The following is a 24,005-nucleotide window of genomic DNA, read 5'->3' on the forward strand; positions in this document are numbered from 1 at the left end:
GGTGCGGGCCCGAGGCGTGTCCGGGGAAGGTCGTGTGGGCCGTTCGGGGGAGGGGGCCGGGACCGTTCGCGGAGGGGGCGTGGGCCGTGCGAGGGCGGTGGCGGGGCCGTTCGGGGACGGCGGGTGTGTGTGCGGGGATCGTCACAACCCGGTGATGAGCCCGATCCGGAACGTCGTTCGTCTCTTTCCGGCCAACCCCCGACCGCTACGCTGACCGTATGACGAGCGAGGAGCAGCCCACCCCCAGCGCCGCCCCGGCCGCCAGAGCCGCCATGCCCGACCTGCCCGAGGTCGCGCCCGCCGGTACCCCGGTGGAGCGGGCCCGCGCGCTGCTGCGCACGCGGTCCTACCGGCGGCTGTGGACCAACCAGCTGATCGGCGGCACCGCCGACCGGCTCGGCCTGCTGGTGCTGCTCGCGCTCACCGTGATCGCGGCCGCCCTCGGCGGCGGGTTCGGCGAGCTGCCGCGCAGCCTGGCCTTCGCCGTCGCCGGGGTCTTCGCCGCCCGGCTGGCGGCCACCCTGATCGCCGGCGTCCTGCTGCTCGGACCGGTGCACCGGCTGGTCGCCGGCAAGCTGGACCGGCGCTGGACGCTGTTCGGCGCCGACGCGCTGCGCGCCCTGCTGATCGGCGTCGCGCCGTGGTGGATCGTGTGGCTCGGCTCCGGCCCGAAGCCGTCCGGCGCCGCCACGTACGTCCTGCTCGCCACCGTCTTCGTGACCGGCGCCGCCGAGCGCGTGTGGGCCGTCGCCAAGGACGCGGCCGTCCCCGGCCTGCTGCCGCCGGCCGACCCGTACGCCCCCCTCGCCGAGCAGCGGCCGTCCGCGGCCCACCTGGAGACCGTCCGGAGCGTCGACCGGTTCACCGGCTGGGTCTGCCTGCCGCTCGCCGCCGTCGGCCTGGTCGGCCTCACCCTGCTCAACAACATCTTCGCGGCGCTCGGCTCGGACTGGCTCCGGGCCCACCAGGTGACCTTCGCCGCCCTCGGCGCGGCCGGCCTGTTCACCGCCTCCGCCGTCCGCGGCTACCTCCAGCAGCTGGCCCTCGGCCCGGTCACCGCCGCCCCGTACTCACCGCTGCAGGGCCTGCGCGCCCCGACCGACGCCACCCCCGGCCCCGCCCTCAAGAAGGGCCGCACGGGCGGCGCCCCCTACTTCACCTTCGCCGTCGCCGCCGCCTACGCCTCGATGGCCGGCGTCGCCGCCCTCGCGCTGCTCACCGCCGTCGAGCACCGGGCCGGGCCGATCGGCTACGGCCTGCTCGTGCTCGCCGCCACCGGCGCGCCGGCCGCCGGCGTCCGGCTCACCCGGGCCACCCTGCCCGCCCTCTCCCGCCGCCGGCTGCTCGCGCTGGCGCTGATCACCGAGGGCGTGACCCTGATCCTGGCCGGGCTCGTGCTCGACTACGTCCTGGTCCTCCTGCTCACCGTGCTGGCCGGCCTCGCCGCCGGGATCGTCGTCTCGGCCGGGCGCACCCTGCTCGCCCAGGAGGTCGAGGAGGCCCGGCTGCCGAAGGTCACCGAGCACCTGTACGCGGTGCTGCGGGCCGTCGTCGGCGCCGCGCTGGTCGCCGTCCCGCTGATCGCCGGCGCCTACGGCGACGTCGAGTACGGCACGGTCGAGCCCGGCTCGTTCACCTTCATTCACGGTGGCGCGGCCCTCGCCGTCGCCACCGCCGGCCTGCTCACCCTGGTGCTGGCCGCCGTCGTGCTGGTCAAGACCGACGACCGGCGCGGCACCGCCCCGTTCGGGCGCGACCTGGTCGACGCCGTGCGCGGCGGCAGCGGCCCGGCGGCGCACCGCACCACCGGCACCGGTTTCTTCATCGCCCTGGAGGGCGGCGACGGCGCCGGCAAGTCCACCCAGGCCCAGGCGCTCGCCGAATGGATCCGCGGCAAGGGCCACGAGGTCGTGCTGACCCGCGAGCCCGGTGGCAGCCCGGTCGGGCAGCGGCTGCGCGGCCTCGTCCTGGACGTCGGCAACACCGGCCTCTCCCACCGCGCCGAGGCCCTGATCTACGCGGCCGACCGCGCCGAGCACGTCGAGAACGTCATCCGTCCCGCCCTCGCGCGCGGCGCCGTCGTCATCACCGACCGGTACATGGACTCCTCCATCGCCTACCAGGGCGCCGGGCGCGACCTCGCCGCGACCGAGGTCGCCCGGATCTCCCGCTGGGCCACCGGCGGTCTGGTGCCCGACCTGACCGTCGTCCTGGACGTCGACCCGACCAAGGCCCGGGAGCGCTTCACCGAGGCGCTGGACCGGCTGGAGTCCGAGCCGACCGAATTCCACCAGCGGGTCCGGGCCGGTTTCCTCGCCCTCGCGGCGGCCGACCCGGCGCGCTACCTGGTCGTCGACGGCAGCCAGGCGCCCGGCTTCGTCACCACCGCGATCCGCCACCGGCTCGACCGCGAGCTGCCCCTCTCCGAGAAGGAGAAGGCCGCCCGCGTCGAGCAGGAGCGGCTCGCGCGGGAGGAGGCCGAACGGCGCGCCGCCGAGGAGGCCCGCAAGAAGGCCGAGGCGGAGGCCGCCGAGCGCAAGCGGCAGGAGCTCCTGGAGCAGCTGCGGGCCGAGCAGGCGGAGAAGGAGCGGCTGGCCAAGGAGGAGGCCGAGCGGGTCGCCGCCGAGGCCCGCCGCAAGGCCGAGGAGGAGGCGCGGCGCCGCGCCGAGGAGGAAGCCCGCCGACGGGCCGAGGAAGAGGCGCGCTGCAAGGCCGAGGAGGAGGCCCGGCTCGCCGCCGAGGCCGCCGAGCGCAAGCGGCTCGCCGCCGAGGCGGTCGCGCAGGCGGAACTCCAGCGGCAGCGGGAGCTCCAGCGCGAGGAGCAGCGCCGCCGTGCGGAGGAGGCGCTGCAGCGCGCCGAGGAGGCCCGGCTGGCCCAGGCGGCCGCGCTCGCTGCGGCTGCGGAGGCCGCTGCTGCGGCTTCCGCTGCGGCCGAGACGGCGGTGGGGCGTGCGGAGGACGCGGCTACCACTCAGCTGCGGGCGCCTACGGGCTTGGGTGCTCAGGGTTCGGGTGCTCGGGGTTCGGCCGAGGAGGTCGACGAGACCACCCGTGAGCTGTCCTTGCGGGATCGGCAGTCGGCTGCGGAGCAGACTGCGAAGCTTCCGGCGGTTCCGGCTGCTCCGCCCGCTCCGCCTGTTCCGCCCGTTTCGGCGGACCAGACCGCTGTGCTGCCCCGGGTGCCGGGCGGCCCCGCCGCGGCGGACGAGACCGCCGTGCTGCCGAAGGTGCCGGCCGACGAGACCGACCGGACCGCAGTGCTGCCCAAGGTCGCGCCCGGCCGGGCCGAGGACCGGGTTCCCCCGGGCCTGTGGCGCGAGGAGCCCGCGGACACCACCCGCGAGCTTCCGGTGGTCGGCGAGGGGCAGGCCCCGGCCGACGCCGCAGAGCCGCGCCGGCGGCCGGACTGGGCCGAGGAGACGCCGATGGACGACCTCCCGAGCCTCACCGACACGTTGCTCGGCTCGCGCGACGAGTGGTCTCACTGGGAGCGGGGCGGCGGACCCGGCCAGGACCCGCAGGTTCCGAGTGGTGGCGCGGGTGCGGGCGCGGGCACCGGTTCCGAGGGCGATGGTGACGACCAGGGCAAGGGCAAGGGGCGCCGCTGGGGGCGCCGGAGCTGATCCTGCGCTGCGGGTTCCGCTGCGCGGGGCTTGGGGGCGGGGCGTGGGCTTTCGGGTGGGTGGGGGGTGCCGGGGGTGGCGGAGGGGGTGGCCGCTCCGGGGGCTGGATGATTTTCCGACTGCCGACTCTGTGGGTGGGTGGTTAAGACCGTTGGCAGTCTGAAAATCACCCGTCACGCCCCTCTCCGCGGCCACCCCCTCCGCCACCCCCTCCCGCAGCCCGACCCTCTCGCCTTGGGTGGGGTCGGGGGGAAAGGGGGGTTAGGTGGGTGCGGTGGTGCTGGGTGGGGTGTCGCGCGGACGGCGCAGTGGGTGTCCGGGCGGGCACGTATGCTCGACGGCGGAGCGCAGCCGTACGGAGCTTGGGAGCAGCAGTGGCCGTCTGGGACGACCTGGTGGGCCAGGAACGGGTGGTCGAGCAGCTGACCGCCGCCGCCAAGGCGGCCGGGGCGATGGTGACGGCCGGCCGTGGCGCCGGGCCGGCGGAGGGGGCCAACGCCTCCCTGATGACGCACGCCTGGCTGTTCACCGGGCCGCCCGGGGCCGGGCAGGTCACGGCCGCGCGGTCGTTCGCCGCGGCGCTCCAGTGCACCAGTCCGGACCTCGCGCTCGGCGGCACGCCCGGGTGCGGGTTCTGCGATGGCTGCCACACCGTGCTGGCCGGCAGCCACGCGGACGTGAAGTACGTCCGGACCGACGGGCTGTCGATCGGTGTCGGCGACATGCGCGACCTCGTGCTGCGCGCCTCCAGCTACCCGACCGGCGGGCGCTGGTCGGTGATCCTCGTGGACGCCGCGCACCGGCTCACCGAGGCCGCCGCGAACGCGCTGCTCAAGGGCGTCGAGGAGCCCTCCCCCCGTACGGTCTGGCTGCTCTGCGCGCCCTCCGTCCAGGACGTGCTGCCGACCATCCGCTCGCGCTGCCGCCTGCTCGTCCTGCGCACCCCGGCCGCCGAGGCGGTCGCCGACATGCTGGTCCGCCGCGACGGCGTCGACCCGGACACGGCGCGCCTGGCCGCGCTCGCCGGGCAGGGCGACGTCGAGCGCTCGCGCCGCCTGGCCGTTGACGACCAGGCCAGGACCCGGCGCACCGAGGTGCTGCGGATCCCCCTGGAGGTCTCCGACATCGGCGGCTGCCTCGCCGCGGCCCAGCGCCTGGTGGACACGGCCAAGGCCGACGCCGAGGCGCTCGCCGAGACGCAGGACGCCAAGGAGACCGACGACCTGAAGGCCGTCTACGGCGCCGCCGAGGGCGGCAAGGCGCCGCGCGGCATGGCCGGTGCGGTCAAGGAACTGGAGAAGCGGCAGAAGAGCCGGGCCACCCGCACCCGCCGCGAGACCCTCGGTGTCGCGCTGCTCGACCTGCTCGGCTTCTACCGCGACGTGCTCGCGCTGCAGCTCGGCTCCACCGGCGCGCTGGCCAACGAGGACCAGCGGCAGGCGCTGAACCGGGTCGCCCAGGCGGGCCCCGCGGAGGGCACGCTGCGCCGCATCGAGGCGGTGCTCGCCTGCCGGCGGGCGCTGGACCGCAACGTCGACCCGCTGCTCGCGGTCGAGGCGATGACGGTGGCGCTGCGCGCGGGCTGAGGCGCGCGGGGCGGTCCAGGGGCGGGCGCGTTCCGCTTCCCGCCCTACCCCGGTGTCCCACCTTCGAGTGAACGGTCGGTACGCGCCGGGCACACCCGCGTGTGACCGCCGGGTCGTCCCGCACGCTGGGGGCCGACTGCGCCCCGGTGCCGGGGCCGTCGCGTCCCGTACGGCGCCGGGTCCGCCCCGGTCGTCCGGTCCTCCGCCCTAGGTGGTGCGTTCCGTGGTCCGCTCGCTCCTCGTCATCCCCCTGCTGGCGGCTGCCCTCGGCGGCCTCTGGCTGGCCCGCGGGGCCCACCTGCGCTGGCGCGACCTGCGGGCCGCCCAGGCGTACGAGCTGGCCGGTGACCGGTGGCCGATGCTGCTGCGGGCGGCCGGGGCGATGGTCTGCGGGGTGTGCGTCACGGCGCTGACGCTGCTCACCGCCTTCGGCGCGTTCGGCGGCATGACCCGGACCGCTGAGGAGCCGGCGGAGCGCGCGGAGCCCGCCGTGGACGCGGCCGCCGCGGGCGGTGCGCAGGGCGCCGGCCCCCGGCAGCAGGCGGTGCCGCCCACGGCCGAGGCCGCCGTGGCCCAGGCCGCGGCGGCGACGTCGCCGGCCGCCGTGCCGAGCCGGTTCGACAGCGTCGGCCACCCGGGCGGCGGGGAACTGCTGCAGTCCGCCGTGCTCGGTCCCGACGGCAAGCCGCGCAACGTCCGGGTCTGGCTGCCGCCGCAGTACGCCAAGGAGCCGAACGCCCGCTTCCCGGTCGTCGTGATGCAGGCCGCGACCCCGCGCAAGACCGCCGACGCCGAGGTCCCGGACGTCTTCGAGGGCATCGGCGCGGCCCTGCAGACCGGCAAGGCGCGGCCGTTCATCCTGGTCGCCCCCGAGGCGCCGAACGGCACCGCGCACCCCTGCGACCTCGTCGCCGCCGCCCCGCAGGCCGTCGCCGACGACGCGGCGCTGCGCACCACCATCGCCGCCACCTTCCGCGCCCTGCCGCCCGGCCCGGCCTCCTGGGGCACCCTCGGGGTCGAGGGCGGTGCGCCGTGCGCCGCGGCGGCCGGGCTGGCCCGCCCGGACCTGTACGGCGCCGCGGCGGCCGTCTCCGGGCGGTACGACGCCGCCGCGCTCACCCAGGCCGGCGCGGAGGCGCCCACGGGGACGACGGCGAAGCTGATGCTCGCCGCCGCGAAGGCGGACGCCGCCGGGCTCGACGCGGCGCGCAAGCTCCAGGCCGCGCTGCACGGCGGGGCCGGTCCCGCGGCCAAGGCGGACGTGCGGATCTCGGACAACGTGCAGGACTTCACGCCCGACCGCGAGCGGCTGCGGCTCGTGCGGCAGGCGGCGCAGTACCTGGCCGACACGCTGGGGAAGGCCTCCTGAGCTGCGCCTTCGGCGGGCAGTCGCCGGTGGTCGGACGGTCCCAGCGAAGTCGAGCGGATCGAATCGAATCGAAGGGATCCGGATGAAGGCCACCGGGCGGGTACTGGCCGCAGCGCTCGTCGCGGCCGGGCTGCTGGCGGGCGGGTGCAGTGCGGGCGTGCCCGGTTCGGGCGGCGGGGCGGAGGCCGCGTCTTCGCCGGGTTCGCCGCCCGCCGAGGTCACGGCGCTGGAGCCGCTGCCCGCCGAGGTGCCCGCCGAGCTCGGTGCGTACTACGCACAGCGGCTCGCGTGGCAGCCGTGCGACGACGGGTTCGAGTGCACCACCTTCAAGGTGCCGGTCGACTACGGTCGGCCCGCTGACGGCGACCTCGCCCTGACGGCCGTCCGCGCCCCCGCGATCCCCGGCGCGGCGGCCTCGCAGGCCGGGGGCCGGATCGGCTCGTTGCTGCTCAACCCGGGCGGGCCCGGCGGGTCGGCGGTCGAGTACGTGGAGGCCGCCGCCCGGACGTACGACGGCGGGGTCCGCGCCCGGTACGACCTCGTCGGGCTAGACCCGCGCGGCGTCGGCCGCAGCAGCCCCGTCACCTGTCTGAGCGGTGACCGGATGGACGCCTTCACGTCCGTCGGCTTCACCCCCGCCGACCAGCGCGAGGTCGACGCCCTGGTGGCCGCCGACAAGGAGTTCGCCGAGGGCTGCCGGGAGCGCGCCGGCGCGGCGCTCGGCCACGTCAGCACCGTCGAGGCCGCCCGCGACATGGACGTGCTGCGCGCGCTCCTCGGCGACGAGCGGCTCAGCTACGTCGGCAAGTCCTACGGCACGTTCCTGGGTGCCACGTACGCCGGGCTCTTCCCCGGGCGGGTCGGGCGGCTCGTCCTGGACGGCGCGATGGACCCGTCCCTCGACTCCGTGGCCGGCAACCGGACCCAGGCCGGCGGTTTCGAGACCGCCTGGGCGGCCTTCGCCAAGGACTGCGCCCGGCGCGACGACTGCCCGCTCGGCCGCACCGAGCAGGAGGCCGGCGACCGGCTCGCGGCCCTGCTGGCGGCCGTCCGCGCCCAGCCGCTGGCCACCACCGACGGCGGCCGCCGCCTCAGCCACGCCCAGGCCACCACGGGCGTCCTCGAAGCGATGTACGCCGACTTCCTGTGGCCCAAGCTGCGCGGCGCGCTCACCGACGCCGCGGCCGGGGACGGCACCGGCCTGCTGAAGCTCTCGGACTCGTACTACGGGCGCGAGCCGGACGGCTCCTACCCCAACCTGATGTTCGCCAACACGGCCGTGAACTGCCTCGACCTGCCCGCGCCCTTCGCCGGCCCGGAGGACGTCCGGCGGGCGGTGCCGGACTTCGAGCACGCCTCGCCGCACTTCGGGCGCGACATGGCGTGGATGGCGCTGACCTGCGCCTACTGGCCGGTCAAGGCCACCGGCTCGGCGCACACCGTCCGGGCCGCGGGCGCCGCCCCGATCGTCGTCGTGGGCACCACCCGCGACCCCGCCACGCCGTACGCGTGGGCCCAGGCGCTGGCGGGCCAGCTGGAGTCCGGGCGGCTGCTCACCTACGACGGGGACGGCCACACCGCGTACGGGCGGCACAACGCGTGCGTGGACGGCGCGGTCAACCGTTACCTGCTGACCGGTGAACCGCCGGAGCAGGGCAAGCGCTGCGGCCGGTAGACGATCAAGGGCCGTCCCACCAGGTAGTTTCAGCTTCAATCGATCACCGGTACGACGTTACGATGAGCGCCTCCCCGCCCCCTTCTCTCCCCGGAGCGCACCGTGCTCGGTGTCAACAACCTGGCGACGTACGTCATCGGCGCCCTCGTCATCGTCCTGCTGCCCGGCCCCAACTCCCTGTACGTGCTGTCCGTCGCCGCCCGCAAGGGCGTCCGGACCGGCTACCGGGCCGCCGCCGGCGTCTTCGTCGGCGACTTCACCCTCATCAGCCTCACCTCGCTGGGCGCCGCCTCGCTGCTGAAGGCCAACCCGGCCGTCTTCGCGGTGGTCAAGTTCGGCGGCGCGGCCTACCTGCTCTGGATCGGCTTCGGCATGCTCCGCGCGGCCCGCCAGCTGTGGCGCGAACACCGCGCCGCCGCCGACGCCGGCGCGACGGCGGACGAGCAGACGACCGGGACCGTCGAGCGGCCGTTCCGGCGCGCGCTCGTGATCAGCCTGCTGAACCCGAAGGCGATCCTGTTCCTCTTGTCATTTTTCACGCAGTTCGTCGACCCGTCCTACGGCCAGCCGGCGTTCTCCTTCGCCCTGCTCGGCGGGATCCTGCAGACCTTCAGCTTCCTCTACCTCACCCTGCTGATCTTCGCCGGCACCACCCTCGCCACCGCCTTCCGCCGCCGCAAGCGTCTCTCCGCCACCCTCACCAGCGGGGTCGCCGTCCTCTTCGCCGGCTTCGCCGCCAAGCTCGCCGTCTCCTCCGCCTGACTCCCGCCGCGATATCCCGTTACGGATCACCCGCGAACCTGTGTAGACTGGCCCGCGTTGCCAGCGCGTAGGGCAGCGACGCCGCCTTAGCTCAGTTGGCCAGAGCAACGCACTCGTAATGCGTAGGTCGCGGGTTCGAATCCCGCAGGCGGCTCCATGGAAGGCCCAGGGCAGACATCGTCTGACCTGGGCCTTCGTGGTTTTCAGTGCTGGCTGGTCCTGCGGTCCACGCCCACGATCCGGCACGCCTCGGTGTTGCTCACGCCCTGCTGCACGAGCCGCGAGTACGCCTCCCGCTCCCGCACCGGCTTCACCCGGCCCTGGGGCCGTCGATCCACCCAAATCCCGAAGTCCATCGCACTCCCCGAACAGGAGCGTTGCGACAACCACTAGAAAAATCCACGTGGCCTGCGATGCCCAGGGCCTGCCCCTGGTGGTCGCCGCCTCCGGGGCGAACGTGCACGCGGCCGGGCGTGGAGTCCAAGGAGCGCCTGGGCAGGCACCGCCTGGCTGTTCGGCTACCGCCGTCCGACCGTCCGCTACGAACAGCAGGGCGGACACTTCCTGGCCTTCCTCGGACCCGGCCCCTCGTCCTCCTCGGCCTCGCGTGATCACAAAACGGACGTCACGCGACTGCGCCGAAGCCCTGAGTACCAGAGGGGGAACGTTTCGGGAACCAGCGCTGAGACCCTCGCCACGTCATGGTGACGAAGCGCTAAGGAAGTCCATGTTCAGTTTGCAGCGTGCCCACGCTAACGGGGACCGGTACCTTCTGCTGCTCGGTGCCGATCTGATGTTGCGTGAGCGAGCCATCGTTTCCGCCCTGCGTGCCTATCCCGGCCCGGTGATTGGTATGACGGAGGATCCCGTTTCCGGTGCGAACCGGTATTTCGACCACGTCCTCCCGGCCAGTCCCTACCACGCCAAGTCCGCGCTGAAGGCAGTGGAGGAATTCGAGCGGCAGACCGGCCTGAAGCCGGACGCGGTGGTTCCCATCTACGAGATGACCCTGCAGGCCTCGGTGACGATCGCCCACCACTACGGGTTGCCGGCGCTCTCCGACGAAGCGCTCCGGCTCTCGCGGGACAAGCACACGATGAAGGTGGCGTTTGAGGAAGCCGGTGTTCCCTGCGCCCGGCACCGGTTGTTCTCCACCGCCGAGGAGCTGCGAGCAATAGCCGCGGAGCTGGAGTTCCCCCTGGTGCTGAAGCCGAGGGACTTCGCCGGGAGCGTCGGGATCATCAGGGTCAACGCGGCTGACGAACTCGACGACGCCTATGAGCACTGCCGTTCCTCGCTCATGGAGGTCGCCGGGACCTTCGACCTCACTGACGGACGTTTCCAGGTGGAGGAGTACTTCGTCTCGACGCACGAGGTCTCCGTCGAGGTCATCAACTACGAGGGCAGCCGCGCGGTGCTGGCCGTCACCGACAAGAGCAAGAGCGCACCCCCGTACTTCGCCGAGACCGGCCAGCTGGTGCCGAGCCGGGAGACCGGCAACGCCGCACTGCGCGAGCTCGCGCTCAAGGCCTGCGAGGCGCTCCACATCGACCGCGGCATCGCCCACGTCGAGATCCTGGTCAACGGGGACGAGTTGAGCGTGGTCGAGGTCGGGGCCCGCCCCGGCGGCGACGGCATCATGGACCTCATCGACCGGGTCTACGGCTTCAGCCCGTACGACCTGCACATCGCGGCGTACCGCCGGACGATCGAAGAGCTGCCGCAGATCCCCGACACGCCGCAAGGGATCGCGGCGATCAGCTTCCTCAAGGCCGCCGGCGGCACGATCACCGGTGTACACCGGCCGCAGGGGTTCGATCCGGTCGAGCGCGCGCTCTATGTGACGGCGAAGCCCGGCGACCACTCCCGCCCGCCGACCGACTACCTGGGGCGCGAGGGCCTCATCGAGTGCTTCGAGCACGGGCGCGGTCCTGGTGACTCCCAGGAATTCCAGGCGCGGGTGGCGGAGCTGGCGGCGGCACACAGCGAGAACCTCTTCAGCGTCGAACCGTGACAGCGGAAAGCAGAGCGGAACGGCTCATCGAGATTGCGCGCGACGCGCTCCACTTCGCATTCGTCGCCCCTCTCGACCAGGGCATCAAGCAGTCAAACCCGGCTCCTGAGTGGGGCGAAAGGAATTCGTCGTGAGTGCGTCCGTTGTCACCAGTCTCCCGGGGCCCGCTTCGCGGCGGTTGCTGGAGCAGCAGGAGCGGGATGAGTCCTCGGCCCGTACCTATCCGCGACACACGCCGATCGCGGTCGCCGGCGGACAGGGTTCCTATCTGCACGACGTCGACGGAAACCGGTTCCTCGACTTTCTGAGCGGGGCCGGCGTGCTGGCTCTCGGCCACGGCAATCCCGAACTGATCGCCGCAGCACAGGCTCAGCTGAATGTCGCCACCCACATGCTCGACTTCCCCACCGAAGCGAAGTCGGAATTCTCCACCCGGCTCCTCGGGATGCTGCCCGAGGCAATGCGGGACCGAATGAAGATCCACTTCTGCGGGCCGACCGGTGCGGACGGAATCGATGCCGCGCTGAAGCTCTGCAAGACCGCGACCGGGCGGGCGGATGTGATCTCGTTCCACGGCGGCTTTCACGGCAGCACGCAGAGCACGCTTGCGATCACCGGGCTGCGTGGCTCGAAGGAGCACCTGCACAACCTGCTGCCCGGTACGACGTTCTTCCCGTACTCGTACTGCTTCAAGTGCCCGCTGTCTCTGAACCCGGACAGCTGCCAGGTCAACTGCGTGCGCTACCTGGAGAATCTGCTGGCTGATCCGAACGGCGGCGTGCGTCTCCCGGCCGCTGTGGTGCTCGAGATGGTCCAGGGCGAAGGCGGGGTGGTCCCGGCCCGGGCCGAGTTCGTCACCGAGCTCCGCCGGATCACGCGCGAGCGGAACATCCCGCTGGTGGTCGACGAAGTGCAGACCGGCTGCGGGCGGACGGGTACGTGGTACGCCTTCGAGCAGTACGGGATCGAACCCGACGTCATCGTCTCGTCCAAGGCCCTGGGCGGCGGCCACCCGGCCTCGGTCATCATCTACGACGAGCGGCTGGACGGTTGGGCGCCCGGCGCGCACACCGGAACCTTCCGCGGCAACCAGCTCGCCTTCGCCGCGGGTGCCGCCCTCATGCGGATCGTCGAGCGTGATGACGTGCTGGCGCATGTGCGCGAGATCGGGGAGTTCCTCCGGGCGGGACTGGACGCGCTGCAGCTGAACCACGCCATCGGCCCCATGATCGGCGAGGTCCGGGGGCGCGGGCTGATGCTCGGTGTCGAGCTGAATCCGCTCGGTAGCTGGACCGCGAGCGAGGTCGCCGGCCGGGTCCGGATGGCTGCGCTCCGCCGGGGGCTGCTCTTCGAGCTCGCAGGACGGGACGACTGTGTCGCCCGGTTCCTGCCGCCCCTGAACCTCAGCCGCGGGGAAGCCCAGGAGGCCCTGGACATCCTGGGCGCGGCCTTCGCCGAAGTGAGCGCCGAAGCGCTCGGTGCCCCCGTCGGCCGCCAAGACGGTAGTCACGAGAAGGAAGGGATCCACGTATGACGGCGACATCCGCAGCACGTTCGGAAGAGATCAGGGCTTCCTATCAGCGCTTCCCCCGGTGGACGCAACACGGCTGGACCTGGATCACCGGTAAGGCGCTCCCCGGCCAGCAGCCACTGGTTCGCCTGAACCCCGTCACGTACCTGATCTGCGACCTCGTCGCACTCGCGGCCGGTATCGGCAGTGCCTGGTGGATCGTCGCACGGGGTCCGCTCTGGACGCTCGCACTGCTGCCCTTGGCCTGGTGCCTCACCGCGTCCGCGGCGCGCGTGTGCTCGACAGTGATCGCGCACCACGCCATCCACACCCGTTTCACCGGGCGGATACGGCAGGACCGACTGATCCACCAAGTGCTGTCCACGCTCGTCTGCACCGACGACGCGGATCAGTACTACGAGGACCACGTCAATCTCCACCATCGCAAGGAAACCTTCGCGACCCTCGCCGATCCCACCATCCAGCACCTGCTCATGCTCGGTTTCCGGCCCGGGATGACCACCCGGGCGTTGCGGCGCCGGCTGGCTCTGATGATCGTGTCCCCGCGGTTCCACGCCGAGTTCCTGTACACCCGGCTGGCCCAGAACCTCGTCCGCTGTGCGCCGTACCGACGGGTCATGGGGTTCGCCTACCTGGCCGCCGTTCTCGGCGTGGTGACCTGGCAGGGGGTGTGGTGGGAGTTCACCGTCGCCGTGCTGGTCCCGATGCTCCCGATCTACCACGTCGTCGCGCTGCTGGAGTTCCTCAGCGAGCACGCCTGGTTCAAGGCCAAGGACGGCAGCCTGAGCGGCCGGGCCTTCCACGTGTCGCATTCCTGGGGACGGTTCTGCGGTGATCCGCTGCCGCCGGTGGGCCTCGGCGGGGCCGCCGCGTTCCGCGCCTGGTTCCGATGGGGCGCCCGCCTCGTCTGCTACCACATCCCGGCTCGAGTCCTCGTCGTACCCGGCGATCTCGCTCAGCACGACTTCCACCACCGGCGGCCCTCGACCAAGGAGTGGGTCCGCGCGGCGTACGCCCGTCAGCACGACATCGACGCCGGACACCCCAAGTGGCCCGCGTACACCGACGTCTGGGGGATGGGCGATGCCATCGGCCGGGTGTTCACGATTCTGAGCCAGGAGAAGCCCACCGAATGGGGGCTCGGCGGCGAGAAGAGGCGCACGTCCGAGGGCGCGCAGGCAGCGAACTCGTCGTCGAGGATGGTGAACGATGCCGCGTGACCCCCAGCACCTGCGTGTCGTCAAGTTCGGTGGATCATCCTTCGTGGAGCTGGCGGACTACGCCCGGGTCGCTGCTCATCTGATCGAGCTGACCGGCGATGGCCGCACCGGGGTGATCGCCGTGGTGAGCGGGATGTCCGGCTCCACCGGACGTCTGCTCGAGGCGGCGTTGGCGGTTGATCCGGACCTGAAGCCGGAGGTGCAGGACCAGGCGCTGGCCACCGCCGAAATGCTGAGCGCCACTCTGCTCCGGGCCGCCCTGCACGCACAGGGGAGTACGGCGATCGACCTCTGGGCGCACCAGCTGGGCATCGTCGGTGATGACACCGCCACCCGATCGAGGATCGTCACGATCGACCCCGCGCCCGTGCTCAAGGCGCTGACCGAGCATCAGGTCGTCGTGCTGGCCGGTGGCCAGGCGGTACGGCCCGATGGCCGCATCACCATGCTCGGCCGCAACAGCTCGGACCTCACCGCGGTCGCCATCGCCGGGGCACTCGGCGTCACCGAGTGTGAGATCTACTCCGATGTCCCCGGTGTGTACACCACCGACCCCTACACCGAACCCGCGGCTCGGCTGATGCCGGAGCTGTCCTACGCGCAGTGCGAAGCGATGTCGGACAGCGGGGCCAAGGTCCTGTTCGGCGGGTCGGTGGCGGCGGCCAGGCGGTACGGCGTCGCCATCGCGTGCCGGTCCCTGGGCGACGACCGAGGAACCGTCGTGGGTCCGGGGGCGGGCACGACCGCGGTGGTCGGTGACCGGAAGGCCCAGGTCTTCCGGCTCGCGACCGGTGTCGATCCCGACCAGGTCGCCACGCTGATGCGGGAGACGGGACTCGTCGCCGTGGCAGTGCCCTCCGCCGAGCCCGTCCTGGCGTTCACAGGTGACCAGCGTGGTGTGGCCGAAGCCCTGGCCGGCGCCGGGGTCATGGCCGAGGCCGTGCACGGAACCGGGTTGATGTCGGTCGTCGAACCGGACGGCACCGCCCGGCGGTGGTTGGCCCCACTGGACGAGGTGGACGCCCAGGTCCGGCGCGAACACGCCCGGCTGTATCAGCAGCCCGGTTCCACGGATCCGGCGCGCCTCGCACCGAAGGCCCGCTCGGCCAACAGCGGGCTGCTCATCGGCTCCGCCGGACACCGACCCGTAAACCTTTCGGAGTGAGGAGAACAACAGTGGAACCGCTGCGCATTCATTGGGACGTACCGACGGACGGGGGCGGCCAGGCCAAGCCCACGGAGAAGTACAAGCTGGGCGCCCTGGACATGGGCGAGATCACCGACTTCGTCAAGGAGGCCGAGGAACTCGGCGTCGACAGCCTCCTGTTCGGGATCGGGCACTACCTGCCGGATCCCGTGCCGATCATCGCGGCCCTCACCCAGCAGACGGAGCGGGTGAAGTTCATGCTCGCGTACCGCCCGGGGCTCCTTTCGCCGACGCTCTTCACGCAGATCGTCAACACCCTTTCCTGGATGTCCGACGACCGCCTCTCCCTCAACGTGGTCGCCGGGATCTCGGTGGCCGAGCAGGCCGGCTACGGTGATTTCCTGGACCACGACCAGCGGTACGCCAGGGCGGGTGAGTTCCTCCACATCCTCCGGGAATTCTGGGAGGGCGAGGTCCCGCAGACCTTCGACGGGCAGCACTACTCGATCAAGGACGCGGAACTGCACCTCGGCTACAAGGGTGGCAAGCGTCCCCAGATCTACATCAGCGGTGCCTCGGAGGTGGCGCAGCAGACCGCCCTCAGCTACGGCGACTGCTGGATGCGTTACGCCGACACCCCGGAAGGGATGCGGCAGGCGAGCCTGCCGTTGATCGAGGGGGGCTGCCGGGTCGGCACCCGGATGCATGTGCTCGCCCGGGAGACCCGCGAGGAGGCGCTGGCCGAACTCGCCGAGCTGATGGGCGATCCCGACCTCGAACACGAAGCGTGGATCCGCGAATTCGTCAAGAACGTCGACTCCGAGGCGGTGAAGTCCTCCTTCCGGCTCGCCGATCAGGCGAACGGAAACTGGCTCTCGCCCTACATCTACACCGGCGCCGTCCCCTACCGCGGAGGCCCGGCGCTGTGCTTGGTCGGCAGCTACCAGGAGGTGGCCGACTACCTCTTCCAGTACAAGCTCGCCGGCATCAGCGAGTTCATCTTCTCCGGCTGGCCGACCCGGCCTGAGATGAGGACCTTCTTCACCCACGTGGTGCCCCTCATCCGTGAGCTGGAGCGTGACGCGCAGCCGCAGTCATGACTGCTCGCTCGAGCCCGCTGAAATCAACTCACTGAAAGAGGGATCCCCATGCACATCGTGGTTCTCAACCGCTGGCCCAGGTTCTCCGACGAACGGCGCTGGGACAACGAACTTGAGCGATTCGAGGATCTCGACCATGACCGGCACCGGATCAGCTATGTGGTCGACGCGGAAGGGGCTACCGGAGTCCTTGCCGATCGTTCGCACATCGCGGATTTCGTCATGCTCGAAGATCTGACGGATCTCGCCGCGGTGTGTGCCGCCGTACGGGCAATAGCCGATCGCGTCGGACCCGTCGATCAGCTGGTGGCGTTGTCGGAGTATCTGCTGGACGTGGCCGCCCAGGTCCGCGAGGAACTGGAGATCCCCGGTCCGCGCCCGGCGGAGGTCAGTACCTATCGGAACAAGCTGACCATGAAGCAGCTCCTCGCCGACGCGGGTGTACGGGTGCCTCGGTTCGCCCCTTGCTCGGATGTGGAGACGACCACCCGGATCGCCCGGGACATCGGCTATCCCCTGATCCTCAAGCCGGTCGCCGGGGCGGCCAGCAAGGGCGTACACCGCGTGGCGGACGAAGCGTCGCTCCGGTCGTGGCTGGCGAGCGTCGACAGTGCCGACTACCAGATCGAGGAATTGATCGACGGGACCGTCTACCACGTGGACGGATTCGCCGACCACGAGGCGCGGGTGCCCTTCCAGGTGGTGTCCCGCTACATCAACGACTGCCTTGCTTTCGAGACGTCGGGAGCACCACTCGGTTCCGTGGTCGTGCAGGAATCCGCGCTGAGGGAAAGGGTCGAAGAGTTCGTCCGGGCCTGTGTCGCCGCGCTCGACATGAGGTCGATGGCGATTCACCTGGAACTCTTCGTGACCAAGGACGAGGAGATCGTCTTCCTGGAGATCGCCGGGCGGGTCGGCGGTGCCGAGGTGCCGCATCTCATCAACCGGCTCTTCGGCGTCAACTTGAGCTGGGTCTGGCTGAAGGCGATCTGCGGAGAGCCCGTTTCCCTCCCGGCCAAGACGTCGGACCCGTCCGGTGGCTGGCTGATCATTCCCAAGCGTGACCAGCTCCCTGCCAAGGTGCTCCATCGGACCTCGATGCGGTCCTCGGTCCCGACGGTCTGGCGCGAACTCGTGCCCAGCCCGGGGGAGGTGCTGGACCCGGACGGCAGTTATGACGCCATCCACAGCGGGCGGTACATCCTCGTCGGGGACGAAGCACAGGTCGAAGCGGACATTCAGTACATCATTGAGAACTTCCGTATCGAGACCAGTCTGCTTCCGGCGTGAAGGGGGGAGAGAGATGTCGTCGCCAGTAAAGACCGTCACGCCGATTCCGGCAGTGGCGAAGCGCGCCGGCCGGCAACGCCCCCTCTTCCTGACCGGGGTCCTGCTGGTCGCCGTGGCAGAACAGGTCGTGGCCTTCGCCATTCCCCTGCTCGTCTTCCAGAAGACGAACGATGTCGGCTTCCTGGGCCTCGCCTATGCCATCGAATGGCTTCCGGCGTTGCTGGCCTATCCGTTCGCGGGGTTGATAGCCGACCGGGACGGGGGTCCCCGGCTGTTCTCCGTCGTCACCGCCGGCCGGTCGGTCGTTCTCGTCCTTGCCCTGGCCGGCTGCCTGCTGCTGTCGGACTGGCAGACCCCGATCCTGATGTCCTGCGGAGCGCTCCTCACCCTGCTCATGGCGCCGGTTCAGATGGCGATCGAGAAGGTCGTGCCACAAGTGGCCACGGGCGAGGACCTGCCGAAAACGCAGGGGCTGGTCCAGAGCATGGAGGTTTCGGCGATGGCCGTCGGCCCCGCGCTCGCGCTGCTGGGCGTGATGTTCTTCGACAAGACCATGCTCCTCGGCGTCGCCGGAGCGGTGTTCATGGCCGCTGCCTGCTGCTGGCTGCCGATACCCCGCGGACCGCGGGCCGCAAAGCCCGGCACCGCGAGGGAGACCATGGCCGAGCTCGGCCTGGGCTGGAAGCTTCTGGCCAGGAGCAGGCCGTTGGTCCTGCTGGCCGGTCTGAACTTCTCGATCAACCTGGTCTTCGGCACGGCGCTCAGCGCCAATGCGGCGTTGGTGACCGACGTGTTCGCCGGCCCGGAATCGGCATTCGCTCTCCTGAACGTCTGTATCGGCGTGGTCGGGCTGGTCAACCTGTTGGCCATCCCGTTCCTGCTGCGCTTGTTCAGCGTCAGGGTGGTCGGGGTGGTCGGACTCGCCGTCCTGTGTGCCTGTCTGGTGGTGCTCGGCTTCGCGCCGTCGCTGCTGATCTACGGTCCGGCTCTCGTCATGGCGATGGTCGGGGTGACCTACTTCAACGTCTACAACCGCACCCAGCGGATCAGGGTGATCGCGCCGGAGCACCTGGGCAAGGTCATGGGGCCGTTCTACATGATCAATCTCCTGGCGGCACCGCTCGGTGGACTGCTGCTGGCCGGCCTCGGCTCCAGTCTCGGGCCGCAGTCGCTGATCGCGGTTTCCGCGATCGCGCTGAGTGGAGTCGCCGCTGTCCTGTTCCCGCTGACGATGCGTTCCTTCCATCGCGCATTGAACAGCTAGGCGACGTCCAGCCGCCGGCTGCAGCCATCGATCGGGATCTCCGCGGTCGCGCTTGATGGGGTCGGCTCATTTCATTCGTTGCTGACGGCATGTTCGCTCAGTTTCGCACTTTCCACATAGGAGAAAGCCCGTACCATGAGCATTGGGGAAGGCGGAGTATTTCGCTGCCTGCTGACCACTGTCGAATCCGACTCGCATTTCTGGAACCTCATCTTTCTGGAGAAGTTCATTGCCGAGAACGGCGGGGAGGTTCGCAATCTGGGCGGCTGCACGCCCGCGGACCTGGTCGTCAAGGAGGTCAACGACTTTCAGCCGGATCTGCTCGTGGTTTCCAGCGTCAACGGTCATGGCTACTACGGCACCAGCGTCGTGCTGACGGAGCTCAAGCGCGCCGGCGTCAACGTTCCTTGCGTTGCGGGCGGCAAACTCACCACGGCACCGTCGGACAATGACCGGGTGCGCCGGGAATTGCTCTCCCAGGGCTGCACCGACGTCTTCCTGGGCGAGAATGCCGTCGATCGCTTCCGGGAATTCCTGGCTTTCGGCGCCCGTTACGGGTTCGCTGCCTGGCAGCCCGGCGTTCCGGTGGTCGCGCCGTGGGACGGGTACGCCGCCAGCCTGTCCGTGGCCCAGTAGCATGTCCGGCTACATGGATCGGTTCATCGCCGACGCTCGCCGACGTGAAACCCTGGTGGTGCAGCCCCGGATGGGGTTCGGCAATATCGCCACGATGCGCGCGGGCCTGCGCGACGTACATGACCTCGATATCCCGGTCGTCGGAACCATCACCGTCGACAGCTATACCCGCGTCGGCGACCATGTGAGCTCGATCGAGCGGCTGCGGGCGGGGGAGGAACTCAACGGGTACCCCATCGTCTCCCACCCGGTGGAAGAAACCCGAGAAATGCTCGCCGGACTGTACGGGCCCGGGTTCCCCATTCAAGTCCGGCACGGCACTGCCCTGCCGTTGCGGGTGATCGAGAGCTTGGTGCTCGCCGGCCTGGACACGACGGAGGGCGGGCCGGTCTCCTACTGCATGCCGTACAGCCGTCTCCCGCTCGAGCATGCGGTGTCGGCGTGGGCCGAGAGTTGCCGCTACCTCGTCGGCGAGGTGGAGCACGGGCACATCGAGAGCTTCGGAGGGTGCCTGCTGGGGCAGTTGTGCCCGCCGTCGCTGCTGATCGCCATGACGGTGCTCGAAGGACTGTTCTTCGCACAGCACGGCGTGCGGTCCATGTCGCTGAGCTACGCCCAGGGGACGCACGACGATCAGGACAGAGCGGCTGTGCGCGTGCTGCGGGCATTGGCGCAGGAATATCTTCCTTCGGTCACGTGGCATGTCGTCCTCTACACCTACATGGGGCTGTTCCCGAGTACTCCTGACGGTGCCACGGAGCTGATTCGCAGCAGCGCGCGGCTGGCCCGTGATACGCGCTGTGAACGCCTCATCGTGAAAACGGTGTCCGAGGCGTGGCAGATACCGAGCGTGGCGGAGAACCTGGACGCGCTGCGGGTGGCATCCGCTGCCGCCGGTGGGCCGCCGGCAGCTGCCGTCCCGCAGGAAAAGGAATACTTCGATGAAATAATGGAAGAAGCCCGATGCTTGATCGAAGGAGTCCTCAATCTGGACGCCGACGTTGGCGCGGCGCTGACCCGTGCCTTCGCGTTGGGATTGCTCGACATTCCCTTTTGTCTGCACGCCGATAACCAGAACAGGACAACGTGTGTGCTGGACGATCAGGGTGCTCTCAAGTGGGGCGACATTGGGAATCTACCATTCCGGGGATCGGTGCGGCAGAATGCGAGGGGGCAGCTCCAGTCGAGCGAGCTCTATCGCATGTTGAATCATGTCGCCCATCGCTATGACCACGGTCAGCCAAACAGAGAGAAGGGCGATGATGGAAAGTTCTGACCGCTTCAGGGAACTCTTCGGTTCCTTTCCCTCCCCGGTCGCAATCGTGACTGCGATGGGTGCGGGCAACACCCCGTTCGGTTTCACCAGCAATGCGGTGTGCGCGGTGTCGGCAGCGACGCCATCGCTACTGATTTCGGTGGGTGCGGGCTCGCGGACGCTGCCGGCAATCGTCGCCTCGCAGGCGTTCGCGGTGAACTTCCTCTCGGTGGAAGGCCAGGCGGCATCGGAGCTGTTCGCGAGCAAGGCAACCGACAAGTTCGCGCACGTGGATTGGGAGCCCTCCGCCCTCGCGGCAGGGGCGCCGCTCCTGACGGACATCGCCCTGGGCTACGCCGAGTGCCGGATCGTCAGCACCACCCGTGCTGACGACCACTGGCTCTTCATCGCCCGGGTGGAAGGCACGGCTGTCTTCCCCCGCGTCCCGCTGATGTATCGCCGCGGCGAATACAGCGCCTGGTCGTCTCACCATGACGCGTCGCTGCCCGTGTTGGAGGGAGCCCTGTGAAGAAGCTCCTTCTCATAGGGGTCGGCCAGATGGGTCGGCCGTACGTCGCCGCCGCAGGTCGACTCGGGGTGAGCGTCCATGCTGTCGAGGCGGCCTCCCGTGCCGATCGGGTGACGGGAACGGCGAGTGTGGCGCAGGCCCGGGGCGAGCTCGACGAGCACTGGATGGAGGGTGCCTGCCTCGCCCTTCAGGACGGCCCGTTCGACGGAGTCATCGCCTTCAACGAGCCCCAGGTCATCGCCGCGGCCATGATCCAGGATCGGTTCGGTCTCCCCGGGCCGTCCTTGCACGCCGCGACGGCTTCTCGGAACAAGGCGCTGCAACGAGCGCTGTTCACCGCGGCCGGGATCACTCAGCCGGCGTACACCGTGACCGACTCCCTCGCCGAGGAGATGGCCTGGGCCGCCGAGCGCTGGCCGGTGATCGTCAAGCCGCTGTCCTCCGCCGGCAGCGCCGGTGTGGAACTGGTGACCGATGCCGAGAGCTTCCGTGCCGTGGCGCAGGCCCGCGCCGGTGAGCGGGTCATCGTGGAGGAGGCGATCGACGGCCCGGAGTACAGCTGGGAGGCACTGGTCCGCGACGGCGAGGTGTGGTTTGCCAACGTCACCGCCAAGGAGACCACCGGGCCGCCCCAGTTCGTCGAGGTGGGTCATCGCACCGGCGTACACCTGCCGGAACCGAGTGCCAGGCAGGTAGCCGATACCGGTGCCCGGGTGCTGCGCGCCATGGGGATACGGACCGGCTTGGTGCACATGGAGTTTCGCCTCTCCGCCGCTGGGCCGGTTCCCATCGAGGTTGCGGTCCGGACTCCAGGCGACTATCTGATGGATCTCCTCGGTGCCACGTACGGCATCGACTGGTACGAGATGGTGGTCCGGATGGCGGTGGGGATGCCGCTGCCCCAGCCGCCGGTCGGCCCGTTCCGGCATGCCGCCAGCATCTTCACGATCTCGGAACCGGGTGTGGTGCAGGACATCCGCGGTCTGGACGCAGTGCGAAGTCACCCGTCGGTGCTCCAGGCGGGCGTGGAGGTCGAGCCCGGGGACACGGTCCTGGCGGTGCGGAGTTCGGGTCATCGGACGGGCGAGGTCGTGCTGGCCGCTCCGTCCTCCCCCGAGCTCGAGAGTGCCATCGCGTTCGTCCAGCAGACACTGGTCGTTACCACCGTTTCGCCGCATTCCGCGCAGACCAACACCGCTGTAAACGACGTGTAACCCTGAATAGCCGAAAGGCTTTCCAGTGCTGCCATCAAGCCGTAGTTGTAACAGACGGTGCGGCTTGATGGCATGCTCCGTCGCGAATCATGACCCACAGGACATTGACCGCCGCTGTTCTTACGAGTGACCAGTTCGAACCCAAGACAAGAAAGTAGGGAAGTCATGACCACCCACGGTCTCCGAGTCGGCGTAGTGGGCGCGACCGGGCAAGTCGGAGTAGTGATCCGCAGCATCCTTCGACAGCGTGCTTTCCCGATCGGACAGCTGCGCTTCTTTGCCTCCGCGAAATCGGCGGGTGTGCGGCTTCCATGGGGCGACGACAGCATCGTGGTGGAAAACGCCGAAACGGCAGACCCATCCGGCCTGGACGTCGTCATCTTCTCCGCCGGAGGAGCGACAGCACTGCAACTGGCACCCCGGTTCGCGGCGGCCGGAGCCGTCGTCATCGACAACTCCTCGGCGTTTCGGATGGATCCCGATGTGCCGCTGGTGGTCAGTGAGGTCAACCCGGAAGCCGTGTCCGAGGCGCGACGCGGCATCATAGCCAATCCCAACTGCACGACGATGGCCGCGATGCCGGTGATCAAGCCGTTGCATGACGAGGCTGGTCTGGTGCGGCTCACCGTGAGCACCTACCAAGCGGTGTCCGGCGGCGGGGTCGCCGGAGTGGAAGAGCTCAGGTCTCAGGTGAGCGGAGTGATCGACCGAGCAGCCGGCTTGGCGATCGACGGGGCGGCGGTGGACTTCCCGCCTCCGGTGAAATTCGCCAGGACCATCGCCTTCAACGCCGTGCCGATGGCCGGTTCGATTGTGACCGACGGATCCGCCGAGACCGACGAGGAGCAGAAGCTGCGCAATGAGAGCAGGAAGATTCTCGGCCTGCCGTCTCTGCGTGTCGCCGGGACCTGTGTCCGGGTCCCGGTCTTTACCGGCCATTCCCTCGCGGTGCATGCGGAGTTCGCCCGTCCTATCTCCGCTGAACGCGCATCCGTGTTGCTTGAGCATGCCCCTGGTGTCCAGCTGTCCGACATTCCGACCCCGCTCCAAGCCTGCGGCCAGGACGCTAGTTTCGTGGGCAGGATTCGCCAGGATCAGAGCGTCGAGGAGGGGCGTGGCCTCATACTCTTCATCAGCAACGACAACCTGCGAAAGGGTGCGGCCCTCAACGCGGTCCAACTCGCCGAGCTGGTCGCGGCGAACTTGCTCAACGCGTAGTAGGGCGTAGAGCGCCACACCGCGCAGGGTCTGGCTCAGGGCTTCGGCGTAGTTCTGTGCCGTCCGGTTCGTGACGGTCTGCCGGCTTGAGGGGGCCGGGAGCGCAACAGGCACGGGCTTCCAAGATCATGGAGTTCTCGACGCCCCGTGATCCGACTGGAAGCCGTGCCTGCCGAGGCATCGTCTCTGATCCCTCCCCGATCCACTGCTGCCCCGGCGTCTCCCGCCGGCCGAGACCCACTCGTGAGCGGCTCCTCCGCATCCCGGGGAAGCCTCAACCAGGTGCTTCCCTCCAAGGTATGCAGGCGGGAACGTTCCGGGATCGGCCTGCGACACCATCACGGATGTCGAACACGGACACGGATACAATGCCACGCGGCGCCTTATCCGCCCGTATGCTCACAGGGGGACGGACCATGCACACCAAGCTGATCAGACTGACTGGAATCCTGGCGGCTGCCATCCTGGCGCTCGGGCTCGGCGCGACCGTGCAGGTCGCCGCAACCGGCCAGTCAGCCGGGCAGCAGATCCTCGCGGACAACAAGGGGCCGGCAACCTCCACGCCATGAGGT

At 70.2% G+C, this 24,005-nt stretch carries 19 protein-coding genes and 1 tRNA gene; 19 read left to right on the forward strand and 1 reads right to left on the reverse strand.

What is annotated here, in order from left to right; translation table 11 throughout:
- The first annotated feature begins 218 nt into the window (after nucleotides 1-218).
- From tmk to ACFVSN_RS37520, 6 genes are all read left to right on the forward strand, one after another.
- Nucleotides 219-3,623, forward strand: coding sequence for a dTMP kinase (gene tmk / locus ACFVSN_RS37495; RefSeq protein ID WP_387957890.1), 3,405 nt, complete (start codon nucleotides 219-221; stop codon nucleotides 3,621-3,623).
- A gap of 374 nt (nucleotides 3,624-3,997) precedes the next feature.
- Complete coding sequence (locus tag ACFVSN_RS37500) at nucleotides 3,998-5,209, forward strand: DNA polymerase III subunit delta' (RefSeq protein ID WP_380496686.1); 1,212 nt, start codon at nucleotides 3,998-4,000, stop codon at nucleotides 5,207-5,209.
- Nucleotides 5,210-5,432: 223 nt separating this feature from the next.
- Nucleotides 5,433-6,578 (forward strand): hypothetical protein, encoded by a 1,146-nt coding sequence (locus ACFVSN_RS37505; RefSeq protein ID WP_387957892.1) that lies wholly within the window; start codon nucleotides 5,433-5,435, stop codon nucleotides 6,576-6,578.
- Nucleotides 6,579-6,660: 82 nt separating this feature from the next.
- On the forward strand, nucleotides 6,661-8,253 hold the full coding sequence (locus ACFVSN_RS37510) for an alpha/beta hydrolase (RefSeq protein ID WP_380504077.1): 1,593 nt from the start codon (nucleotides 6,661-6,663) through the stop codon (nucleotides 8,251-8,253).
- Nucleotides 8,254-8,355: 102 nt separating this feature from the next.
- Complete coding sequence (leuE, locus tag ACFVSN_RS37515; RefSeq protein ID WP_387957895.1) at nucleotides 8,356-9,015, forward strand: leucine efflux protein LeuE; 660 nt, start codon at nucleotides 8,356-8,358, stop codon at nucleotides 9,013-9,015.
- An 80-nt stretch (nucleotides 9,016-9,095) separates the two neighbouring features.
- Nucleotides 9,096-9,172 (forward strand) — tRNA-Thr (locus ACFVSN_RS37520).
- A gap of 46 nt (nucleotides 9,173-9,218) precedes the next feature.
- Here the strand turns inward: ACFVSN_RS37520 and ACFVSN_RS37525 are convergent.
- A complete protein-coding gene (locus ACFVSN_RS37525; RefSeq protein ID WP_387957897.1) occupies nucleotides 9,219-9,371 on the reverse strand; it encodes a hypothetical protein in 153 nt (50 codons plus the stop codon).
- 371 nt (nucleotides 9,372-9,742) lie between these two features.
- Between ACFVSN_RS37525 and ACFVSN_RS37530 the strand changes: the two genes are divergently transcribed.
- The 13 genes from ACFVSN_RS37530 (at nucleotide 9,743) to ACFVSN_RS37590 (ending at nucleotide 24,002) form a co-directional block, all read left to right on the forward strand.
- Complete coding sequence (locus ACFVSN_RS37530; RefSeq protein WP_387957898.1) at nucleotides 9,743-11,029, forward strand: acetyl-CoA carboxylase biotin carboxylase subunit family protein; 1,287 nt, start codon at nucleotides 9,743-9,745, stop codon at nucleotides 11,027-11,029.
- Between the two features lie 130 nt (nucleotides 11,030-11,159).
- Nucleotides 11,160-12,563 carry a diaminobutyrate--2-oxoglutarate transaminase family protein gene (locus ACFVSN_RS37535; protein WP_380504113.1) on the forward strand — a complete coding sequence of 468 codons (1,404 nt, stop codon included), beginning with the start codon at nucleotides 11,160-11,162 and terminating at the stop codon, nucleotides 12,561-12,563.
- On the forward strand, nucleotides 12,560-13,780 hold the full coding sequence (locus tag ACFVSN_RS37540) for a hypothetical protein (RefSeq protein WP_387957900.1): 1,221 nt from the start codon (nucleotides 12,560-12,562) through the stop codon (nucleotides 13,778-13,780). The genes ACFVSN_RS37535 and ACFVSN_RS37540 overlap by 4 nt, the downstream gene beginning before the upstream one ends.
- Nucleotides 13,770-14,945: a hypothetical protein gene (locus tag ACFVSN_RS37545; protein WP_387957902.1), complete on the forward strand. Its 1,176-nt coding sequence runs from the start codon at nucleotides 13,770-13,772 to the stop codon at nucleotides 14,943-14,945. Before ACFVSN_RS37540 ends, ACFVSN_RS37545 begins: the two co-directional genes overlap by 11 nt.
- Before the next feature lie 11 nt (nucleotides 14,946-14,956).
- On the forward strand, nucleotides 14,957-16,027 hold the full coding sequence (locus ACFVSN_RS37550; RefSeq protein ID WP_380435622.1) for an LLM class flavin-dependent oxidoreductase: 1,071 nt from the start codon (nucleotides 14,957-14,959) through the stop codon (nucleotides 16,025-16,027).
- A gap of 48 nt (nucleotides 16,028-16,075) precedes the next feature.
- The gene (locus ACFVSN_RS37555; protein ID WP_387957904.1) at nucleotides 16,076-17,317 is read left to right on the forward strand and encodes an acetyl-CoA carboxylase biotin carboxylase subunit family protein; all 1,242 of its coding nucleotides are present in this window, start codon (nucleotides 16,076-16,078) and stop codon (nucleotides 17,315-17,317) included.
- Nucleotides 17,318-17,330: 13 nt separating this feature from the next.
- Nucleotides 17,331-18,581, forward strand: a complete 1,251-nt coding sequence (locus ACFVSN_RS37560; protein WP_380435626.1) for an MFS transporter — start codon at nucleotides 17,331-17,333, stop codon at nucleotides 18,579-18,581.
- 135 nt (nucleotides 18,582-18,716) lie between these two features.
- Nucleotides 18,717-19,217 carry a cobalamin-dependent protein gene (locus ACFVSN_RS37565; protein WP_387957906.1) on the forward strand — a complete coding sequence of 167 codons (501 nt, stop codon included), beginning with the start codon at nucleotides 18,717-18,719 and terminating at the stop codon, nucleotides 19,215-19,217.
- A gap of 13 nt (nucleotides 19,218-19,230) precedes the next feature.
- Nucleotides 19,231-20,493, forward strand: coding sequence for a methylaspartate mutase (locus ACFVSN_RS37570; RefSeq protein WP_380435630.1), 1,263 nt, complete (start codon nucleotides 19,231-19,233; stop codon nucleotides 20,491-20,493).
- Nucleotides 20,480-21,001 (forward strand): flavin reductase family protein, encoded by a 522-nt coding sequence (locus ACFVSN_RS37575; RefSeq protein ID WP_380504175.1) that lies wholly within the window; start codon nucleotides 20,480-20,482, stop codon nucleotides 20,999-21,001. Before ACFVSN_RS37570 ends, ACFVSN_RS37575 begins: the two co-directional genes overlap by 14 nt.
- Nucleotides 20,998-22,215, forward strand: a complete 1,218-nt coding sequence (locus tag ACFVSN_RS37580) for an ATP-grasp domain-containing protein (protein ID WP_380435634.1) — start codon at nucleotides 20,998-21,000, stop codon at nucleotides 22,213-22,215. The genes ACFVSN_RS37575 and ACFVSN_RS37580 overlap by 4 nt, the downstream gene beginning before the upstream one ends.
- Before the next feature lie 165 nt (nucleotides 22,216-22,380).
- Nucleotides 22,381-23,433 (forward strand): aspartate-semialdehyde dehydrogenase, encoded by a 1,053-nt coding sequence (locus ACFVSN_RS37585; RefSeq protein ID WP_380435636.1) that lies wholly within the window; start codon nucleotides 22,381-22,383, stop codon nucleotides 23,431-23,433.
- A 416-nt stretch (nucleotides 23,434-23,849) separates the two neighbouring features.
- On the forward strand, nucleotides 23,850-24,002 hold the full coding sequence (locus tag ACFVSN_RS37590; protein ID WP_380435638.1) for a hypothetical protein: 153 nt from the start codon (nucleotides 23,850-23,852) through the stop codon (nucleotides 24,000-24,002).
- The last annotated feature ends 3 nt before the right edge of the window (nucleotides 24,003-24,005 follow it).

Source organism: Kitasatospora sp. NPDC057904, from assembly GCF_042887925.1.
Classification (GTDB): domain Bacteria; phylum Actinomycetota; class Actinomycetes; order Streptomycetales; family Streptomycetaceae; genus Kitasatospora.

Coding starts and splice junctions, on each gene's coding strand:
- tmk (WP_387957890.1), top strand. CDS start 219: ATGACGAGCGAGGAGCAGCCCACCCCCAGCGCCGCCCCGGCCGCCAGA.
- ACFVSN_RS37510 (WP_380504077.1), top strand. CDS start 6,661: ATGAAGGCCACCGGGCGGGTACTGGCCGCAGCGCTCGTCGCGGCCGGG.
- ACFVSN_RS37525 (WP_387957897.1), bottom strand. CDS start 9,371: ATGGACTTCGGGATTTGGGTGGATCGACGGCCCCAGGGCCGGGTGAAG.
- ACFVSN_RS37530 (WP_387957898.1), top strand. CDS start 9,743: ATGTTCAGTTTGCAGCGTGCCCACGCTAACGGGGACCGGTACCTTCTG.
- ACFVSN_RS37540 (WP_387957900.1), top strand. CDS start 12,560: ATGACGGCGACATCCGCAGCACGTTCGGAAGAGATCAGGGCTTCCTAT.
- ACFVSN_RS37545 (WP_387957902.1), top strand. CDS start 13,770: ATGCCGCGTGACCCCCAGCACCTGCGTGTCGTCAAGTTCGGTGGATCA.
- ACFVSN_RS37555 (WP_387957904.1), top strand. CDS start 16,076: ATGCACATCGTGGTTCTCAACCGCTGGCCCAGGTTCTCCGACGAACGG.
- ACFVSN_RS37560 (WP_380435626.1), top strand. CDS start 17,331: ATGTCGTCGCCAGTAAAGACCGTCACGCCGATTCCGGCAGTGGCGAAG.
- ACFVSN_RS37565 (WP_387957906.1), top strand. CDS start 18,717: ATGAGCATTGGGGAAGGCGGAGTATTTCGCTGCCTGCTGACCACTGTC.
- ACFVSN_RS37570 (WP_380435630.1), top strand. CDS start 19,231: ATGGATCGGTTCATCGCCGACGCTCGCCGACGTGAAACCCTGGTGGTG.
- ACFVSN_RS37575 (WP_380504175.1), top strand. CDS start 20,480: ATGGAAAGTTCTGACCGCTTCAGGGAACTCTTCGGTTCCTTTCCCTCC.
- ACFVSN_RS37585 (WP_380435636.1), top strand. CDS start 22,381: ATGACCACCCACGGTCTCCGAGTCGGCGTAGTGGGCGCGACCGGGCAA.
- ACFVSN_RS37590 (WP_380435638.1), top strand. CDS start 23,850: ATGCACACCAAGCTGATCAGACTGACTGGAATCCTGGCGGCTGCCATC.